Source organism: Candidatus Jettenia sp. AMX1 (assembly GCF_030263775.1).
Taxonomy (GTDB): domain Bacteria; phylum Planctomycetota; class Brocadiia; order Brocadiales; family Brocadiaceae; genus Jettenia; species Jettenia caeni.
The window spans coordinates 47,955-66,281 of sequence record NZ_SZPP01000009.1 but is presented as its reverse complement, the minus strand read 5'-3'; the positions used below and the strand labels follow the sequence as shown (position 1 = coordinate 66,281).

Annotated in this window: 19 protein-coding genes; 6 read left to right on the top strand and 13 right to left on the bottom strand. The window is 40.1% G+C overall.

All coding sequences use genetic code 11. The annotated features are described in order from the left end of the window. Positions 1 to 331: 331 nt before the first annotated feature. Complete coding sequence (locus FBQ94_RS03505) at positions 332 to 529, top strand: hypothetical protein (protein WP_285441987.1); 198 nt, start codon at positions 332 to 334, stop codon at positions 527 to 529. A 14-nt stretch (positions 530 to 543) separates the two neighbouring features. Here the strand turns inward: FBQ94_RS03505 and FBQ94_RS03500 are convergent, their stop codons facing one another. After that, on the bottom strand, positions 544 to 750 hold the full coding sequence (locus FBQ94_RS03500; RefSeq protein WP_007220551.1) for a DUF542 domain-containing protein: 207 nt from the start codon (positions 748 to 750) through the stop codon (positions 544 to 546). Between the two features lie 479 nt (positions 751 to 1,229). Here FBQ94_RS03500 and FBQ94_RS03495 point away from each other — a divergent pair, with 479 nt between their 5' ends. The 3 genes from FBQ94_RS03495 (at position 1,230) to FBQ94_RS03485 (ending at position 4,525) form a co-directional block, all read left to right on the top strand. Beyond that, the gene (locus FBQ94_RS03495) at positions 1,230 to 2,315 is read left to right on the top strand and encodes a tellurite resistance/C4-dicarboxylate transporter family protein (protein ID WP_285441986.1); all 1,086 of its coding nucleotides are present in this window, start codon (positions 1,230 to 1,232) and stop codon (positions 2,313 to 2,315) included. A 370-nt stretch (positions 2,316 to 2,685) separates the two neighbouring features. Further along, the gene (locus FBQ94_RS03490; RefSeq protein ID WP_007220549.1) at positions 2,686 to 3,585 is read left to right on the top strand and encodes a formate/nitrite transporter family protein; all 900 of its coding nucleotides are present in this window, start codon (positions 2,686 to 2,688) and stop codon (positions 3,583 to 3,585) included. Between the two features lie 19 nt (positions 3,586 to 3,604). Continuing rightward, entirely contained in the window at positions 3,605 to 4,525 is a 921-nt protein-coding gene (locus FBQ94_RS03485) for a formate/nitrite transporter family protein (protein ID WP_007220548.1), read from the top strand. Positions 4,526 to 4,759: 234 nt separating this feature from the next. Here FBQ94_RS03485 and FBQ94_RS03480 read toward each other — a convergent pair whose 3' ends face one another. Further along, positions 4,760 to 4,942: a hypothetical protein gene (locus FBQ94_RS03480; protein WP_007220547.1), complete on the bottom strand. Its 183-nt coding sequence runs from the start codon at positions 4,940 to 4,942 to the stop codon at positions 4,760 to 4,762. A 59-nt stretch (positions 4,943 to 5,001) separates the two neighbouring features. Here FBQ94_RS03480 and lpxB point away from each other — a divergent pair, with 59 nt between their 5' ends. Continuing rightward, the gene (gene lpxB, locus FBQ94_RS03475; RefSeq protein ID WP_285441985.1) at positions 5,002 to 6,147 is read left to right on the top strand and encodes a lipid-A-disaccharide synthase; all 1,146 of its coding nucleotides are present in this window, start codon (positions 5,002 to 5,004) and stop codon (positions 6,145 to 6,147) included. A 599-nt stretch (positions 6,148 to 6,746) separates the two neighbouring features. Here the strand turns inward: lpxB and FBQ94_RS03470 are convergent. Beyond that, entirely contained in the window at positions 6,747 to 8,147 is a 1,401-nt protein-coding gene (locus FBQ94_RS03470) for a sigma-54 dependent transcriptional regulator (protein ID WP_007220545.1), read from the bottom strand. Positions 8,148 to 8,937: 790 nt separating this feature from the next. Between FBQ94_RS03470 and pyk the strand changes: the two genes are divergently transcribed. Next, positions 8,938 to 10,359 carry a pyruvate kinase gene (pyk, locus tag FBQ94_RS03465; RefSeq protein ID WP_007220542.1) on the top strand — a complete coding sequence of 474 codons (1,422 nt, stop codon included), beginning with the start codon at positions 8,938 to 8,940 and terminating at the stop codon, positions 10,357 to 10,359. Positions 10,360 to 10,476: 117 nt separating this feature from the next. Here pyk and FBQ94_RS03460 read toward each other — a convergent pair whose 3' ends face one another. From FBQ94_RS03460 to FBQ94_RS03415, 10 genes are all read right to left on the bottom strand, one after another. Then, positions 10,477 to 12,216, bottom strand: coding sequence for a multiheme c-type cytochrome (locus FBQ94_RS03460; protein WP_007220541.1), 1,740 nt, complete (start codon positions 12,214 to 12,216; stop codon positions 10,477 to 10,479). Between the two features lie 81 nt (positions 12,217 to 12,297). After that, positions 12,298 to 12,534, bottom strand: a complete 237-nt coding sequence (locus FBQ94_RS03455) for a DUF2249 domain-containing protein (RefSeq protein ID WP_007220540.1) — start codon at positions 12,532 to 12,534, stop codon at positions 12,298 to 12,300. A gap of 27 nt (positions 12,535 to 12,561) precedes the next feature. Beyond that, positions 12,562 to 12,870: a cupin domain-containing protein gene (locus FBQ94_RS03450; protein ID WP_007220539.1), complete on the bottom strand. Its 309-nt coding sequence runs from the start codon at positions 12,868 to 12,870 to the stop codon at positions 12,562 to 12,564. Positions 12,871 to 12,874: 4 nt separating this feature from the next. Then, a complete protein-coding gene (locus tag FBQ94_RS03445) occupies positions 12,875 to 13,177 on the bottom strand; it encodes a cupin domain-containing protein (protein WP_040543250.1) in 303 nt (100 codons plus the stop codon). A 61-nt stretch (positions 13,178 to 13,238) separates the two neighbouring features. Beyond that, positions 13,239 to 13,469, bottom strand: a complete 231-nt coding sequence (locus FBQ94_RS03440; RefSeq protein ID WP_007220537.1) for a DUF1858 domain-containing protein — start codon at positions 13,467 to 13,469, stop codon at positions 13,239 to 13,241. A 58-nt stretch (positions 13,470 to 13,527) separates the two neighbouring features. Then, positions 13,528 to 14,769, bottom strand: a complete 1,242-nt coding sequence (locus FBQ94_RS03435; RefSeq protein ID WP_007220536.1) for a radical SAM/SPASM domain-containing protein — start codon at positions 14,767 to 14,769, stop codon at positions 13,528 to 13,530. Then, a complete protein-coding gene (locus tag FBQ94_RS03430; RefSeq protein WP_007220535.1) occupies positions 14,766 to 15,800 on the bottom strand; it encodes a Gfo/Idh/MocA family protein in 1,035 nt (344 codons plus the stop codon). Before FBQ94_RS03430 ends, FBQ94_RS03435 begins: the two co-directional genes overlap by 4 nt. A gap of 39 nt (positions 15,801 to 15,839) precedes the next feature. Then, on the bottom strand, positions 15,840 to 16,730 hold the full coding sequence (lpxA, locus tag FBQ94_RS03425; protein WP_007220534.1) for an acyl-ACP--UDP-N-acetylglucosamine O-acyltransferase: 891 nt from the start codon (positions 16,728 to 16,730) through the stop codon (positions 15,840 to 15,842). Positions 16,731 to 16,760: 30 nt separating this feature from the next. Continuing rightward, complete coding sequence (lpxC, locus tag FBQ94_RS03420; RefSeq protein ID WP_007220533.1) at positions 16,761 to 17,660, bottom strand: UDP-3-O-acyl-N-acetylglucosamine deacetylase; 900 nt, start codon at positions 17,658 to 17,660, stop codon at positions 16,761 to 16,763. Between the two features lie 3 nt (positions 17,661 to 17,663). After that, complete coding sequence (locus FBQ94_RS03415) at positions 17,664 to 18,326, bottom strand: OmpH/Skp family outer membrane protein (RefSeq protein WP_007220532.1); 663 nt, start codon at positions 18,324 to 18,326, stop codon at positions 17,664 to 17,666. Position 18,327: the final 1 nt, after the last annotated feature.

The window sequence follows — 18,327 nt, the reverse complement described above, 5'->3', positions numbered from 1 at the left end:
AATGAAAAAATAAAGAAAACGTATAAATTACTACGAAACATAAATGATACGATAAGTTACACATAAAAAAAAGATTGAAAAGATGTGGGTAAGGATGAGCCTCCCGAGAGGGGAGTAGAAAAGTCCCCTCTTGGGAGGGGATTCAGGGGTGGGTAAAAAGTCGTTGGGTTTTGCCTTGTAAAACCCAACCTATTTTAACCCGGAATCCAGTATTTTTCCGGATTCCCGCTGGAGTTTATCCTCGTGAAAGCGGGGGCGGGAATGACATACTTGTTCCCGTGAAAACGGAGATTCGTATCTGATTAATGACGCTGTGTATAAATAAGCGGTAATGACTCAAAATAAGGGCAAAACTGTGCGGTGCAGGGACGAACCTTGTGTTTTCGCCCTTGCAAATCAATGTCATTACGATGCAATGGTGGATTCACTTCGTGTAATCCACCCTACCGGTAATTCTACTAATGAGGGTGGATTAAGCAAAGCGAATCCACCAAAAGTTGCTAAAGCCTCGCCCTACAGATACAAATAACAAATATACACACTTTATTTACCGGATGCTGCGACAACTTTATTAAGCTCTGTTAGGAGTGAATTCATATCTATTCCGCTTGCTCCAGCCGTTTTTTCAATACTAAATCCACCTCCGCAACAAGCATCTACTTTAAATTTACTAAAAACCGTAATTGTTTTTGGATACTTTTTTATAACATCATTAATCACCATATTTTTTGTAATAACTTCTTTTTCCATAGATCTTTACCTCCAAAAATTTACTTACTCAAATAACCATACTCAGAAAGCAGGTAGTTACGAGGACACTATGATTATGATAACGTATAAGAGAATCAAAAATCAAAGGCTTTCTATCGCAGCGCAACGAAAATACAATCTCTTCATCCATTAAATTTTGAAATAAGCATATCATATTTGAAATACCATATTACCATTTCCTAACAATAAAATTTTTTTATATTTTATAAGTTTCATATTTATAGATAGTTACATTAAATTATTAAATATTAATGAATTTATTTATTTGGAATGCCAGTTGTGGTCTGTATACAATACCCTTGTAGGTTGCAAATTGCAACCGTAGGTAATGTAGGGCAAGGCTTTAGCCTTGCTTCCCCGCATAAACAGGCATACGGGAGAGAGCAATCCGAAAGGGTTGCCTTCCGGAATTGAAATTTCTATGCATTTAAATAGTGAGGTATTTGGCAATGAGTGTTATGAGAAATACAATCAAGACATTCCATCCGGCTTATTTTGCAATGGTAATGTCAACAGGCATAATTTCGATCGCTTCTAATCTTCTTGGTTTTAACGGTATTGCGTATGGACTCTTTTATCTAAACATCGTTGCATATGCAATCATTGCATCACTGCAATTATTGCGGGTAAGGATGTTTTGGAGTAATTTATACGGCGACCTTTCTAATCCCAAATTAAGTCTGGTATTTTTTACCACAGTTGCAGCCACCAATGTGGTTGGGGCCCAGTTTGTTACGGTATTTAATCAGCCGGAAATTGCCAAGGTGTTCTGGTATTTTGGCATATTTTTATGGGCATCGGTTTCTCTATCCACATTTAGCATTCTCTTTATAAAATGTGACCAAAGAATTGAGGTGGTGTTGCACGGCGGATGGCTCATAGCTACCGTAGGCACCCAGTCGCTGGCGGTTTTGGGTGCATTGCTTGCGCCTAAATATGAGGATGCCGCCAGTTTCGTGTTATTTTCTTCTTTTGCCTGGTGGATGATCGGCTCATTTCTGTATATGATACTCATTACCTTAATCATTTACCGGTTAGTATTCTTTAAAGTATCTCCCGATGCGTTAGTACCGCCCTACTGGATTAATATGGGTGCACTCGCCATAACAACCCTGGCAGGCTCAATCTTATGCATACAGATTCCTAAAATAGGCGGTCCCTATACTGATTTCCTGGGATTTACAAAAGGATTTACCCTGCTTTTCTGGTCATTTGGCACCTGGTGGATACCATTCCTGATAATTATGGGGATATGGAAATATATCTTCAATAAGGCACAATTTAAGTACACGCCGCTTTACTGGGGTATGGTCTTCCCTTTAGGCATGTATACCGCGTGTACCATAAGGCTTTCGCAAGCCATTCAAATACCCTTTATTGCCAATATCTCAAAATATTTTATCTACGCTGCATTTATTGCATGGGCTTTTATATTTTATAGTATGATACGTTCCATGATAAAAGCAATTATCACAAAAGAACCTGTTGCACAAAAAGAGGGAAAGATTGCCGAACCTCAAATGATCCCTGTTAGTAAGGGTTAAAATTCATAGTAAGTAAGTTGACTTTGGCAAGGCTAAAGCCTTGCCCTACGTGTAATTGAAATTCCTCTCTATTTATTATATGAGACCCTTGCCGACTTCTTGGATAAAATATTTTAGTGCAGGGGCTGGCAATCTTCAGCCACTGCAAAGTAACTTATTTTTATTTCTCATACTGCTACAATCATTCTTGTAGGTCTGCACAGCAAAGCAATCTGTGTTTTTTAATTTATTTTCTATAAGTATTTTTGAAATTTGCCCTAAATATTTAGTATAAATAAATTATTTATAAATATTTACCAAAGAAAGTTGTGCCATGTGATAGAAATGTTCATGTTCCGTAATCTCATACTACAATAGAAAGGAGGGATTTATGTCCAATGCGCAGAATGCAAATCCAGGCAGTCAGGAGTATGCTATACCTGTCATAGAGATCGATGCCTATGCGCCGGCAAAAATGGCGGATAGAGTAGGAATGATAGGGGTAGCAAAATCTAAGCTCAGTACCTTAACATTGCTTGCTCTCAGCATCCTTGCCGGTGTTTTTATTGCGTTAGGCACACAACTCGCGATGCTCGTAACTCATACAGCAACCTCTAATTATGGTCTTAATCAGTTAGTAGGCGGAGCTGCTTTTACCATGGCCTTGATTTTAATCGTAATTGCCGGTGCAGAGCTTTTTACGGGAAATTGCCTTATTGCAATGTCCTTTATGGCGCGAAAAATTACTGGCAGAGACCTTACGAGAAATCTCATTATTGCGTTTATTGGTAATTTTATCGGTGCACTAACCCTTGTGTTGTGGATATACAATTCCGGACAATGGATGATAAACAATCATCTCTTAGGCGCTAAGATTGTTCTTGCTGCCAATGATAAAGTGAATATACCATTTAGTGCTGCTTTTGCAAGGGGCGTGCTTTGCAATGCCCTCGTATGTTTAGGCATCTGGCTCTCGTATAGTGGTAGAAGTAATATGGATAAAATATTGGCGCTGCTATGGCCTATATCCTGTCTCATAGCATCCGGATTTGAGCATTGTGTTGTGAATATGTGGCTTATCCCTATGGCGCTCGTTCTCAAGGGTAATGGCTCCGTGCTGGCTGCCGCCGAGAATATACAAGGTGGAAAATTGGATCTTTCAAACCTTACTTTTTTTAAAGGATTTTTGATTGATAATATGATTCCTGTTGTTCTTGGAAATTTATTCGGCGGTATAGTTCTCGTTGCAGGTGTGTACTGGTTTATATACTTACGTCCATCAAAGAGATAAGAGAAAAGGAGAACTAAGAATGGCAGAAAATAATGTTCCGAAAGCTATACAAATAATAGATATAGATGCATATTCACCTCCGCAGATCGCGACCCGCATCGATAAGGTTGCTGCTTTAAAGGCAAAATTAAGTTTCGCACAAACCTTTTTGCTGGGTATTTTAGCTGGAGTTTATATCGGTATCGGCGCACAATTTGCCACATTAGTTATCAGTGATTCTACTTTGCACTTCGGACTGAATGCAGTAATAGCAGGTATTGTCTTCTCTCTTGGACTTATGCTTGTAGTCATCGGCGGTGCAGAGCTTTTTACAGGAAACAGTCTGATGATTATGGGCTACGTGAGCAAGAGGATTTCAACACGTGATATGATGAATAACTGGATTATCGCGTATACAGGGAATTTCATTGGTAGTCTTACCATGGTCTATTGGATGTACAATGCGCATCAATTTGAATTCTTTCATAATATGGTTGGCGCAAAGGCATTGCTCATCGCTCATACAAAAGTTAATTTGCCTTTTAAAGCAGTCCTTGCAAGAGGCGTTCTTTGTAACGCTATGGTATGCCTGGCTGTCTGGCTCTGTTTTAGCGGTAGAAGCGTTGCAGATAAGGTGCTCTCCATTGTCTTCCCTATTGGTGGATTCGTTGCTAGCGGCTTTGAACACTGTGTCGCAAATATGTATTTTATTCCCATGGGTATAGTGTTACGAAGCAATGCTGCTGTCGTTGCTGCAGCCGAAAAGATGGCAGGAAAAACCCTGGATCTTTCTCAACTTACCTGGAAGGGGTTTTTTATCAATAATCTTATTCCTGTTACTTTCGGAAATATCGTGGGTGGAGTAGTTCTGGTTGGTATCGTATTCTGGTTTGTTTATTTGCGGCCGCACATCAGTGTGTCTCTGAACGTTAAACAGGACTTTTTTAACGAAAATAAATAGATTCTTTTTGTGGTAATAATTATCTTGAAAAAATCCCGGTATGAAATAAACTATGCTTATACTGGGATTTTTTTAAGGATACGCAGATGTTTTACTTTTCGCTGTCTACAGAGAATTTGGAGTTTATGTGTTCCTTTCTGCATTGCTCATTACGGCATTTGTATCTTTCGTAACATCTGCGGTAACGTATTTTTTTGCTAAAATAAAGATATTTTCCTGCGCACTTCTTTTGTTCTATGGAACAAACTTTTTCCTCTCTTTTTTCCTGCTTAACACCCACATTACCCTCTTTATTATCATCATAATACTTTTTCTTGCCTTTCCCATCATCTGCTTGCTCATCTTTGTTGTTGATACGTACCGCGCATTATTTTGTACAGACACTTCCTTTGTTCTCGTAATTGTCTGGTTACTCATGCCTCCATTTTTTATGATAAACCTTATTGTGTATACCTTTAGGATAATCCATGCCGGAAATGTATAAAAAAATATTCATAAGCGCCGGAGACTCATCAGGGGATATCCATGGCGCCAATCTTATGCGCTGCATGCTTGAGAAAGAGCCGCATATAAAATTTTATGGGCTTGGAAGAGAGAACATGAAACATGCTGGTTTGCATTGCCTTCATGATATGTCTAAAAAGTCCTTAATGTGGCTCCATGTTTTGAAGGAGTTGTCAGCCTTTTTAAGGATAAAAAAGGACTGTATTCGTTTTTTTAAAAAGGAAATGCCGCAGGCAGTTATTCTGATTGATTATTGCGGTTTCAATTTCCATCTGGCAAAGGCAGCTAAAAAGTGCAAGATTCCGGTAATTTATTATATTAGTCCACAGATCTGGGCGCACGGGCCCTGGCGTGTAAAGAAGATGAAGAAGTTGGTAGATAAAGTAATAGTTATTTACCCTTTTGAGAAACAGTTTTATGAGAATGCAGGCATCTCTGCCACGTATGCAGGACACCCTCTCTTTGATGAGATTTACAAATCAGGTGTTGATGAAAAAATCGTTTCGGAACTAAAAAAGCAATGGGGAGATACCATAATTTCTCTTATTCCTGGCAGCCGTAGACAGGAAATTGTCCGGTTATTGCCATTGTTATTACAATCTGCTCTCCAAATACAGCAGGCAATTCCTTCCGTACAATTTGTCGTTTCTTGTAGCAATGATCAACATTTTGATCTCATACATACTCTTGTAAAAGACTCTAAGTTTTGTTGCAAGATTATCATAGGGAACATCCATGAGATAATCAAGGCATCCAAACTTTGTATAGCAGGCGCGGGAACTGTCACATTACAGATTGCTTACTATCTCAAGCCGATGATTATTGTTTATAAAATTTCTCCTTTCGCCTATTTTATCGCCAAGCCATTTCTGACTACTCCCTACATTGGGCTTGTAAATAAGCTCGCTAACAAGATGATCGTTCCGGAACTCCTTATGTACAGGGGGAACTATACGTGGCTAGCACATGAAGCAGTTCAACTCCTTCATAATACTCAAAAGAGAGAAGCGTGTATTCGTGATCTGTCCTCACTTATTCATGAAATTGCAAAGCCGGGCGCATCCGAGCATGCAGCAGATAGCATACTCAATCTTCTCAATTCTAAATTTAATGTATGAGTATTGAGAAAGTGGGAAATAACGAGGTTATTTCCTTCGTTTCGGAAGGGGGATTAATAACCCCTGTATTTTCCCTTTGATAAGGTTTTTCAAGCTCTCCTTTTTAAACCACTCACACATCTTTCTCAGCTCCTCCTTCGCAATGATACGATACTACCTTTTTGGACAGCCCTTATCCATACCACCCTTACGATCCGGCAGTATTTTGAGCAACTACAATCTTTCCGGTAAAAACCTTCGAAAAGGAGAGAAAAAGGTATGTCGGAGGAGTGATTCTTTTGAAATGCTTGCTACCAGGAGACGGAATCATCAGAGATAAGCGGTCTCTGAGGTGACAGGGCAATGTTATTAAGCATTTTTATTAAGGGAATGGTAAAATGCTAAGAGGTTGTCTGTAAAGTTCATATTCATGCTTAGAATTTATCCCTTTGGTGGATCACACGAAGTGAATCCACCATTGCATCATAATGACATTGGATGGCTGGATTCCCGATAAAGACGTTCGGGAATGACAGGATGAACTATCGTAGATTATATAAATTCAAAACTGGCGTGCTTTTCCATAACCAGATAGGCCCAATGGTAAATTACAGGGATGATTACACAGCTTTTTGGAAGGTATCGCGATGGAGATTGTGTTTTTGGAGGAGCCTCTGAAAGGAGCGACGCTCTTTTCCGGCAATTTTTGCTGCCCGGGTGATGTTTCCCTGATGCGCTGTTAGGATAGTAGTTAAATAAGTCCGTTCAAAGTCATTAATGGCAATGGATTTTGCTTCTTGAAAGGAACTGTATTGTACTATGTTTTTCTGCTCATCATGTATCGGGAGATCTATATCAGTTGATTGAAGCTCCGGAGAAGATGATGTAATTACGGCACGCAGAATTACACCTTCCAGTTCACGAACATTTCCTGGCCAATGATACTGTAACAGTTTTTGCAATCCACCGAAGGAGATTTGGGAAATGTTCCGCGAATGCTGGATTGCATACTTCATGAGAAAATGGGCAGCCAGAAGGGGAATATCGTCTGTTCTCTCACGAAGAGGCGGCAAAGATAAGGAAAAGGTATTGATACGATAATAGAGGTCCTCACGGAAGCGTTTAGCCTCAACGCATTGTTTTAAATCCGAATTCGTGGCAGCAATGACTGAGACATCAGCAACTCTATTCTTAGAAGAACCTAAAGGGCGATATTCCCGGTTCTGAAGAAAACGCAGGAGTTTTATTTGAGCAGAAGGGCTCAGGGTATTAATCTCATCAAGGAAAAGGGTTCCCCCCTCAGCTTCTGCAATAAGGCCTCTTTCTGTTGAGGAGGCATCGGTAAACGCACCCTTGACATGTCCAAAAAGCTCATTTTCGAAGAGGTGGTTCGGCAAGGCGCCACAATTAACGGGGATGAATGGTTTCCCGCGGCGTGGACTGTTGTAATGGATCGCCCGGGCAAAGAGTTCCTTTCCGGTTCCCGTCTCACCAGAAATCAAGACCGGTGTATCAGAATGAGCATACAGGGGAATTTTTCTGATCTCCTGCAAGAAAGATTCACTTTCACCGACTAATAATTCACGATTCAGCATTTCTTTTCCTCTCCCCATGCAATCATACGTATGTATACTATTTCTTTGGTGCAGAAGACGTTGAATGCGCAGGAGAAGATCAGTTTCCCTGAAAGGACATGATAGGAAGTCATCCATACCCTGGTGGAAAGATTGGAAGATTTCAGGAGACGTATTCCATCCATTACAGAAAAGGCATACAACAGGGGCTTTCCCCCAGTTTTTCTTAATGGAAAAAAGAGCTTCAGTAAAGGTCTCTTTCGCGGGACGAAAGATAATAAGATCAGGAGAAAAAGTTGATGGTTCACGTGGAAATAGTGTAGTAGTCTGAAAACGAAATTGCTGAAGAAAAAGAGAACTTTGAATTAATTCCGTAAGCTGATTGCAGTTTTCCGTACAACAAGAAAATGGATTGTGGTCTATAATCAGGATATTTTGTTGTACCATATATCCTCCATTTCTAAAACAATATTACTCAACCAATAATTCAACTCCATGAGTGAGCATTTAGTTCTATCTGTGATAGTTATTACAATCAAAAAATATACCAAAAGATAAAGATTTATACTGAATAGTAATTCAGACGCTTCTTTTGTGCGGAAATAAGCAAAAGTCTCCATAGAAATATACGTGACTTAAGAATAACAGATATTGAGATACTTTATCTTTATTTCACATAAACCCCTGTTAAACAAGTACATAATTAACAATACTTCTCAAATTTAAACGTATTTTTAAGAAAAAAACACCATCTTCATTGACAAACATTGCTTGAAAAAAAATTTACCTCTGAAAAGAAAAATACTATGTTATTAAATTATTTAAATACAATAAATGTCCCGTGAGACAAAAGTGTCTTGAGACAGAAGTGTCTCATGATACAAAAGCATCTTCCTTTGTGGGCACCCCCATTCCTATCCACAAGTTGGGTGAAATGATGCAGGTAAAGTACCATGTGGGGAGACAAAAGGTACATGAAACCCATCAGAGATATTCAGTTTTCCTTCCCTATAAAACCCTTGAAATCCCTGCATCTTTGTTAGATAATTGTTTTGTTACATCTGTATAAATTGATTTTCTTTGCTTTATGAGATAAGCATATATAATTATGGTACATCCTGGTTTTCTGTTGAGGAATTTCAATTCTGTAGGGCAAACCTTTCGGTTTGCTATCCTCGTGTAGGTTATTCAGGAGGGGAGGCAAGGCTAAAGCCTCGCCCTACAAGGTTAGGTTCTTATGATAGATTATTTTTCAAGAACAAAGATTGTATGCACTATTGGACCTGCTTGTAGCTCCGCATCCATGATTGAGGGTTTGATCCATGCGGGCATGGATGTTGCACGGTTAAATTTCTCTCATGGAACCCTATCGGAACATGAGGCTACTATTAAGAATATACGCCTCGTTTCTCAGCAACTCAACAGGCCAATTGCTATCCTTCAAGATCTATCAGGGCCAAAGGTTAGAATAAAATCTCTCTATAAAGATGCAATTACCTTGAACGCTGACGATGTATTTACCCTCACCAGCAAGGACGTGGAAGGAAATGAAAAAATAGCATCAATTACCTATACGTGTTTACCGGACATCGTTTTCCCTGGCGATACTATCTTTCTCTGTGATGGCGAAATAGAATTAAGGGTCGTCAGTAAAAATAGTACGGACATTATCTGTCAGGTTATTGTCGGTGGTATTTTACCATCAGGAAAAGGAATTAACATACCCAAAAGGAGCCTGCCAATACCTTCTCTTACGGAAAAAGATAAAAGTGACCTTGAATTCGGGATTGAACATGATGTAGATTACGTGGCTCTGTCATTTGTAAAAAATAAGGATGATATTCTTGAGCTTAAGGAAATTATACGCGCGAAAAACAGAGATATTCCCGTTATTGCTAAGATTGAAAAGCATGAAGCGCTGAATAATCTTGAGGATATTATAAAAACCGCAGACGCTATTATGGTGGCCAGGGGAGATTTGGGCGTTGAAATACCGCTGGAACAGGTCCCTCTGGCTCAAAAGAAGATCATTCATCTGGCTAATTCTTACTGTAAGCCTGTTATTACCGCCACCCAAATGTTAGGCTCTATGGTCACAAATTATAGACCAACCCGTGCAGAGGTTACTGACGTAGCGAATGCTATTTTTGATGGAAGCGATGCAGTTATGCTTTCCGAGGAAACAGCTAAAGGCCGATATCCCATCGCATCCGTCATTATGTTATCAAAAATTGCTAATGAAATAGAACCTGCTTTAGTGAGAAAAGAAAACTTCGAGACATTACGGATACCGGACAGTCCGATTACCGTACCCGATGCAATAAGTATTGCAACATGCCAGGTTTCTAATAATCTCAATACAAAAGTTATCATTACCGCTACACAGACAGGAAGTACTGCGCGATTCATTTCTAAATACCGTCCCAAACAGCATATTCTTGCAGTAACCACATCATTACATACCTATAGAAGACTTGCACTCGTATGGGGAGTTACTCCTATCGTTACGGAACCCATACAAAATACTGATGACATGATGAAAAAAAGTATAGAAGCCGCTAAGCAAGCTGGTTACATCAAAGAGGGTGAAATGATTGCCTTCACCGGTGGAGTTCCTATCTGGAAGCCAGGCTCTACTAATTTGTTAAGGGTTTTTTAGGCCAGTAAAGAAAAAGAATGAAAAACAAAAAAGGCTTAATCCTTATCAGAGATTAAGCCTTTTTATTATTTTTCTGAAAAGCCCGGTTACGAGCAATCAGAGGTTTTACATAGCCTGTTAATCAACCAGACAATTTTCACCCTCATGTTTACAAGCTGATTTATCTACATCGCCTGGCTTTCTTCTCCAGCCCAAGAGTAAATCGGTATACTCGCCGTGCTTCCAGAAATCATATGCTTTATGTTTTATGCCTACCTTATCTTCCAGCGCCCTTAATCTTCTTAACCGGCTGGCCTCGCTCTTCACCTGAACAAGCCAACGATCCTGCAGAAAAGCGCCTTTCCCGTAAGTAGCGCCATACATAGCGCCATGCGCCATCGCCTTGTACACGGCATTGGTTACATAGACAAGCATCTCAAAGGAGGTTCGCTCTATGTCGGAAACGTTATACATTCTTCCCTCGCCACCTAACAGACTAAAGGTATAATGCCCTGCATAGTCGGGCGCCAAATCGTTTGGCATGGGATCCAGCATACCATCATTGTAGAGATCCATTACGACCTTCATAGCTTCACGCCATTTGGTAAAACTGAGCTTTACGGCCTCATCCATAGCATTTAGCTGATCTGCCGCAAATCTGGGTGAGTGACATCCCTTACAGGTATTAATCCAATTTTGTCTCTCCTCTTTAAATTTCGGCGCTCCCCGGTCTACCAGAGATGTACCCATATGACTGTAGATGGTAGACGCCTTCTGTGCGTTGTGTTCACCATCTTTCATATGACAAAATGCACAGGTAGGGGTCTTATAGTTTGCCGGTTTCAGAGGCTTCGTCCAATCCCAGGTATGTTGTTCAGATTCATAAATCATCCCGTGGTATGATTCCCGGTACATCTCATACTCATAGTGGTCCAAGCCTGTATGACAGATACCGCAGTTATTGGGCTTTCTTGCCTCTGCCAGAGAGAAGTCGTGTCTTGTGTGGCATCCATCACACCGATTTTCAGCTATACCATGGCACGTCGCACAGGCGGTTACCTCTTCTGCCGGTTTTGCTATCTGCCACGGAGTCTCTACTACATTTACGTGAAACGCATATGCGTGCGAGCCTAACTTACCATCACGATGGCCTGATTGCTGCTCCGGATGACATTCACCGCAGTGTCGCCAGGAAGGCATGTAGAGCTGCTGATGATTGTTCCCGTGGCATTTATCACATCCCACCACACCCTTTTCCGTTGATGCATGCTTGCTTTTCTTCCACTGTGCAACAATACCCGGCGTTTGCACCGTATGGCACATAACACATTCTTCGTGTCTAAACTCTCCGGAAACTGCCATATTCGGTGTATAATAATGGTCCGGATCATACCACCTTATAATAGGCAAAAAGCTGAATAGCTTCCCGAATTTACCTTCACCGGGGAATACCTCTTTTGGTCCTGTATAGGTTGCTGTCAATCCGTTATGGTAGAGATCGCCAGAGTTATCAGGGCCTATTTTTTCCCCTGTTATCTGAGAAATAATTTCCTGAATTGTCCTCGTATCTTTTGGATGAGAAGCCATTTCTTCCTGTTTTGATGGGCAACCGGCATGCGATTCTTTACGCTCCTCCTGCTCCTCAGGGACAGGAGCTTCTTGTTTTGCTTCTTCCTTTTTTACTTCTGCCTTCGGCTGAGCAACAACTGGTTCCTGAACAGCTTGAGTAACTGACGGCTTTTCTATTGTCTCTTTCGTTATTTTGGGCGCGGTAACAGCTTCTGCTTTTCTCGCACTCGTATTTTTGCAGCCAAAACCGACACAGACAAACAGAGCCATCATTATTATAGAGACGATACATCTTACTTCTTTGATCATATAAACCTTTCCCTCCTTAAATTCAAACAACATATACATACATAAAAAATAGATTTTTCCCTACGCGGGTTATAACCCGTGTTATTTTTTTGTTATTTCTACCTTCCAGGTTTCCGGTCCTTGTTCAATATATTTCCAATCCATTTGCCCCTTTCGTTCCGCATCAAGCTGATACTTTAACGGCTTGGGATCATGATCGTTTATCAGGACCATCATCTCTCCTTTTTTGAGGCCATCAAAAGTATTAAAAATCTTTGGATGTCTTTCCCTGGGCACAATATTTCTAACGTCTAACGTAACAGGTGATTTCTCACTCATGACTACTCCTTGTCTAAAAGTCTTTCATTATGGCCGCGGTACGATTGAAGCAAGGACAACCATCTGCTCATCAGCCTTCATTCCATGCGCTTCCATGCTCTCACAAATCGCTACAGAATCTGGTTTAACCTTATATATCTTGTCTCCTACAGTAAATGAACCTTTTCCTGAAATTACCAGCATTATCACCTGAGGTTTCACTGTATGCAAAGGCACCTCCTGCCCTTTTTCCAAACAGAACAATACGACCCGTGCCTTATCACTATCAAACAGGATTTTTGATACATATTTTTCTTTTGAAAACTCTATCTGTTCTTTTACATTAATTTTTCCCATTCTTTTACCCCGCACTCATAGCTAAAACAACCATTCGTTCCACACATTTCATTCCCCTGGATGCGCCTTCCGGAGCAATAACTACGGTTCCTTTTTCCATATCAATTTTCTGATTATCGAGGGTGAAGATCCCTTTACCTTCCTTCACATAAAATATACCCACGCTGTGCCCTCCATGGGATGGAATTTCCTGTCCGGGTTCCATACAAATAAGGGGCATTTTTACCTTCGGAGAGGCATAAAGGATATTTGGGATAAAATGCTCTTTATTAAATTTTATCTTTTCTTCCAAATGTATTGGCTCCAAATGTATTTATCAACCTCCTCATCAGATTTTCGGGTTTCTTTAAAGATGTATACGGGATCGTTTATGAGGTTTTACTTGCCTCTTGTTTCGCCGCTTCGTTTAGTTCTTTGACAAATTTATCAACATCTGTATTATGCATCATGCATGCAAGGTTAATATCCTCTGTGCCAAAGGAAGGGCAATCAAAACATCCTTTCCCAAAATATTTTGTGAAAACCGCTTTTGTTGCCGGGTATTTCTTTGTCACTTCTCCCGTGCTCATTTTCTTTGTGATAAGAATCTCATTACCCATAGTTACCTCCGATCATAGAAATAATTCAAAGGATAAAAAACTTCTTTTATTTTCGTCACTAATGAACTCCTGCAAGATTAGTCTCCTGTTCCGCCAGTTCAACAGGCGCGATATCTTCTATTTTTACCGGTAGTCTTACATCTTTCGGAAGTGGATCAATATACTTCTTTCGGTATGCCTTACTTTGCATCCGGCATGTAGGATATCTCTTGCTAAAATCCGGATGCGTGACCATCTTTTTCCATATTTCCTGAATAGACATCTCACGTACATTTCCGAAATTAATCGGGTTGAAATCACAGGGATTGATATCGCCATATGCTGTCATATAAAATTGCGATTGTGCTCCATAGCAACCCACTCCCCTTGGAGAATTAATAATTGACATGCAATTGATCCCCATAGGATGATCCATCTCATGATATTTCTTTGTAAGCGCAATCAATTGTTTCCGGTCTTCCGCTGTCAGTATTTTTGATGTATCTTTTAAGAACCGGCCTGAAGGTATGCAATCAAAAATAGTAACCTCTGAAAAACCCTGATCCTGTGCGATCTTTAAAAGCTTTTCGACCTTCCCTGTCTTGATACTTTCGCCGGTCGCATAGGTAGAAATACCTGTTAAGATGCCAGCTCTCCGGCAGCGTTCAGCTCCTTCAAATGCTTTTTGGTAACAACCGGGTACCGCCCTGAACTCATTGTGGAGTTCAGGTTCACTGCTATCTATAGAAATATTGAGCGAGAATAAGCCTGCATTGGCAAGCTTCCGGACATTCTCTTCCGTCAGAAGCAATCCGTTCGTAAATATCATAGGAATAGCTTTGGTCTTATCTACATAATGAATGAGTTCGTAAAGCTCTTCGCGAAGCAAAGGCTCTCCGCCCACATAAATAACCAGACTTGCGCCAAGGTCTAGTGCGCCATCAACAACTTTTTTTATCTCCCCGACCGTAAGCTCTTTCTTGGCAGGGTCAATAAATGGGTCTGCACTGCAGTGAATACACTGGCACTGGCATTTATGCGTTATGGCTAAATTAGCGGTGACAGGGAATGCCATTTTAGAGAGCATCATTCTTAACTTTCTTTCCAGGAATCTCATTCCTGCCTGACTGGGGAATGGCGGATTATAGAGATTATATACCTGCATTCCATTCTTTTTTGCAATTACTTTTAAGGAATTGATCTTTTCAAAAAATTGATCTACATAGGGCTGTAACATCTTGCCCAGCACCCCTCCTGCCTTCCCAACAACCCTTCCTCCAATAATTTCAGCATCGATATGCAGAAAATCAAATGATGTCATAATTCGTCCTCCATACTTGGCATATGGGCCAGCTTAAGATTTCTTTCTATCTCGCATACAATATCGTTTGCGACCTCTATAGCTTTTAAGCCTTCTTCACCTGAAACAAGAGGCTCTTTATGCTCTACAATACAATTCACAAAAGATTCCAGCTCTTTTTTGAGCGGTTCATAGTCATCCATCTTGATATGTTCTATCTTTAACAGGTCGCCAAATACATAACTTTTCAGATCTGCGATAGTAGAAACATCCATCTCAGAGACATTCAATGCCTTTAAGGTTAATTTAGGTGATTTTTTATATAGTAACGCATCCTTTTTCTGATAATCAACAGAAATATATGAATCCTCAGAGAATAATCTCATTTTACGCATAGGGGTAAGAGAGACGCGGCTTGCTGTTATATTTGCCACGCATCCGTTTTCAAACTGAAGACGAACATTCGCTATATCCTCTTTATCGGAGATAACATTTACTCCTACAGCATCGAATTTCTTTACTTTAGAACCTGTGATATGTAAAATGATATCAATATCATGTATCATCAGATCTAATACCACACCAATATCTGCCGAACGGAAGGTAAATGGGCTTAGACGATGACATTCAATAAATTTTGGATTAATAGAAAATTTTTTAATCGCAGCTATAGCAGGATTAAATCGTTCAATATATCCTGCCTGAAGTATCACGCCCTTTGCTTTACTGATATGTATTAATTCCTTCGCCTCAGGTATTGTCCCCGTCATTGGCTTTTCGATCATAACATGTATGCCATTCTGCAGAAATTCCTTTGCAATAGCATAGTGTGATTTCGTAGGCACCGCGATACTTACGGCCGAAACCTTACCGATTATGTCCTTATAATTTGTAAAATAACACGTATTGTGCAGTTGGGCAATTTTCTCTGCCTGACCAGTGTGTATATCGACTACGCCAACCAGCTCTACTCCGGGCAGTTCGGCGCATACCCTTGCATGCTCTTTCCCTAAATGCCCAACACCAACAACTGCAATTTTTAATCTCCGCATTCCTCTCGCCTGGTAGTCCTTACCATGAATTCGTTTAATCTAAAACATTTTAGATTTGTATATCGGCAACCCGGCCTCTTTTTTATCTTCTTCCGGATCAGATGTAGTATTTAATTTATCGTTACATGATGAATATCGGAATGCCTCCCGATATCTTCCAAACTTGCCTTTATCAGAATTTCTCAGGAAAGTAATCAGATAACTGACCTCAGAGGAGATATCTTTTTGCTTTTCCAACATTTCTAAATTTTTATTCCTGCCTGATTCATTCCTGCGAAACAATGTCCGAAATGCCTTTTTGATTTCGTCAACTTGCTCTTTCTTAAAACCTTCCCTCTCCAGCCCAATGACATTCACTTGTCGGATCTTTGCGGGATGACCCTCAATAATTACATATGGTGGCACATCCTGAACAATTCGGGTATGACCTCCCACATAGGCATACCGTCCAATAGTTACAAAAGGCTGTATGCCAACAAGGCCCATTAATTTTGCGCCTCTTTCAATAATAACATGCCCACCGAGTAATACTCCGTTCGCCAGAAGAACATTATCTTCTATGATACAATCATGGGCAATATGTGCATACGCCATAAAGAAGTTACTATCGCCAATTACGGTCTTTCCTCCCCCGACTGCTGTACCTATATTAATGGTCACACCCTCCCGAACTACGTTATTATTTCCCAGAAAAAGAGAGGTACATTCACCATGGTATTTAAGATCTTGCGGTTCGGCGCCCAAAACTGCGTTGGGATGGATAATAGTGTTTTTCCCTATCGTGGTATTTCCTGTAATGGTGACATGATTCTTAATAATCGTTCCATCTCCAATAGTAACACTTGCTCCTATAACTGAAAAAGGCCCGATTTCAACATCATTACCTAAAACAGCATCCGGATGCACAATAGCAGACTTATGAATTCTCATCCCATTTCTTTCCTTTTCTTCGTACATTCCTTATGTTTTTAAAATGTCACTATGAGCAACCATATTCTCTAAATCAAGCACCCCTTGTGCAATCTTTTCTGCCATCTGAACATTGAGGGAGTGACCAGATCTGTGCGCAACAATATGGCCTTGAATTACTACATTAGCAAGGTAAAGATCCCCCACAAGGTCTAAGATTTTATGCCTTACAAACTCATTGGGGAACCGTAATTCCGCAGGTTCCATAGAAATGGGTCTTGTTATCTTGCCATCTTTATGCACAATGACGCTGTTAAAATCGGTAATCCCTTTCCCCAAACCAAGCAATTTAAATTCTTCGACATTGGTGCTTAAGCCAAATGTCCTTGCTGGCGCGATCTCCCTGCAAAAGTTATCCTGCGTAAATTCAATATCGTATGTTTGCTGAGGGATAAAAGAGCCATCAAAATCAAGGGTATAAGAAAATATCAAACCTTTTTCATACGGCAGCGCCATAACACTTGCATTCCCATTCTGCACAATGATTGGATCTGTTACGATATAGAGTTTCTTTTTACCGCCGAGCACAACAATCCCTGCTTTTTTGAGAATTTCTAAAAATAGCTTAGCGCTTCCATCAGCACAAGGAATTTCCCGACCGTTAATTTCAATCTCTATATTATCTACGCCTAAACCTGCTAATGCCGCCATAAGATGCTCTACGCACTCAACCTCAGCCTCTTTCTGTTTCAGAAATATACGTTTATAATTACTCGATAAGGAACAAACATGAGCAGGAATTCTGGGTCTGCCAGGCATATCTACACGAACAAAATATATACCCGAATTTAACGGTGCTGGCTTAAAACGAAGCTTTGTACTTTCCCCCCGAAACAACCCTACACCAGAGTACTCTATTTCTTGTTCAATTGTCTTTTGTCTGTTATCCACGCATTATTTTCCCTTGCTAGCTTCTGCATATTTTTTATTTAAGGTCTCAATTACCCGGTTGGTAATATCAATTTCATCAGAATGGTATAAGACTGCTTTTATTCCAACCTTAAACTGCAGCTCTGAGATTCCCCCGCTCTGCAATTCAGGCTCTTCTTTCTTAATAATCAGATCATATTGTTCAAGCTTGCCTATATTTTCTACTTCCTTACATACCTCCGTGTAAAGATTTTCAAAATAATCCTTATACTTCTTCATCAAGCTTTTCTCGGCAAACTTCGCATATGATTCTAATTCTATATTTTTCTTTTCAAAAGCCTCTTCATCTTTTCTCCTTGCTTCACTTCCTAAATCGAGGAGTTGTATCTTCTCATTCAAGCTTACCAGCTCTTTCTTTTTATCATTAATAATTTTTTGATGCTTCTTCTCCTGTTCTTTAAGCTGCGCATCAAAATTCTTTCTCTTCTCATACTTCTCAAACACACTGTTTAAATCAACCACTCCTAACTTCAGGTTTCTTGAAGGCACATTCCCCCCGACTGCTTCTTTTGCCTGCACAAGCGACAAACCCGACAACGAAAAGAGATACAAACAGGTAACCATTGCTGTAATACATAAAAGATTGTTTATTTTCCTGCCATGCTTCAGTACTGTTTCTAATTCCATA

Coding starts and splice junctions, on each gene's coding strand:
- FBQ94_RS03430 (WP_007220535.1), bottom strand. CDS start 15,800: ATGCGGAGATTAAAAATTGCAGTTGTTGGTGTTGGGCATTTAGGGAAA.
- lpxB (WP_285441985.1), top strand. CDS start 5,002: ATGTATAAAAAAATATTCATAAGCGCCGGAGACTCATCAGGGGATATC.
- FBQ94_RS03415 (WP_007220532.1), bottom strand. CDS start 18,326: ATGGAATTAGAAACAGTACTGAAGCATGGCAGGAAAATAAACAATCTT.
- FBQ94_RS03480 (WP_007220547.1), bottom strand. CDS start 4,942: ATGAGTAACCAGACAATTACGAGAACAAAGGAAGTGTCTGTACAAAAT.
- FBQ94_RS03435 (WP_007220536.1), bottom strand. CDS start 14,769: ATGACATCATTTGATTTTCTGCATATCGATGCTGAAATTATTGGAGGA.
- FBQ94_RS03490 (WP_007220549.1), top strand. CDS start 2,686: ATGTCCAATGCGCAGAATGCAAATCCAGGCAGTCAGGAGTATGCTATA.
- pyk (WP_007220542.1), top strand. CDS start 8,938: ATGATAGATTATTTTTCAAGAACAAAGATTGTATGCACTATTGGACCT.
- FBQ94_RS03450 (WP_007220539.1), bottom strand. CDS start 12,870: ATGGGAAAAATTAATGTAAAAGAACAGATAGAGTTTTCAAAAGAAAAA.
- FBQ94_RS03485 (WP_007220548.1), top strand. CDS start 3,605: ATGGCAGAAAATAATGTTCCGAAAGCTATACAAATAATAGATATAGAT.
- FBQ94_RS03500 (WP_007220551.1), bottom strand. CDS start 750: ATGGAAAAAGAAGTTATTACAAAAAATATGGTGATTAATGATGTTATA.
- FBQ94_RS03495 (WP_285441986.1), top strand. CDS start 1,230: ATGAGAAATACAATCAAGACATTCCATCCGGCTTATTTTGCAATGGTA.
- FBQ94_RS03460 (WP_007220541.1), bottom strand. CDS start 12,216: ATGATCAAAGAAGTAAGATGTATCGTCTCTATAATAATGATGGCTCTG.
- FBQ94_RS03440 (WP_007220537.1), bottom strand. CDS start 13,469: ATGGGTAATGAGATTCTTATCACAAAGAAAATGAGCACGGGAGAAGTG.
- FBQ94_RS03455 (WP_007220540.1), bottom strand. CDS start 12,534: ATGAGTGAGAAATCACCTGTTACGTTAGACGTTAGAAATATTGTGCCC.
- FBQ94_RS03505 (WP_285441987.1), top strand. CDS start 332: ATGACTCAAAATAAGGGCAAAACTGTGCGGTGCAGGGACGAACCTTGT.
- FBQ94_RS03470 (WP_007220545.1), bottom strand. CDS start 8,147: ATGGTACAACAAAATATCCTGATTATAGACCACAATCCATTTTCTTGT.
- lpxA (WP_007220534.1), bottom strand. CDS start 16,730: ATGAGAATTCATAAGTCTGCTATTGTGCATCCGGATGCTGTTTTAGGT.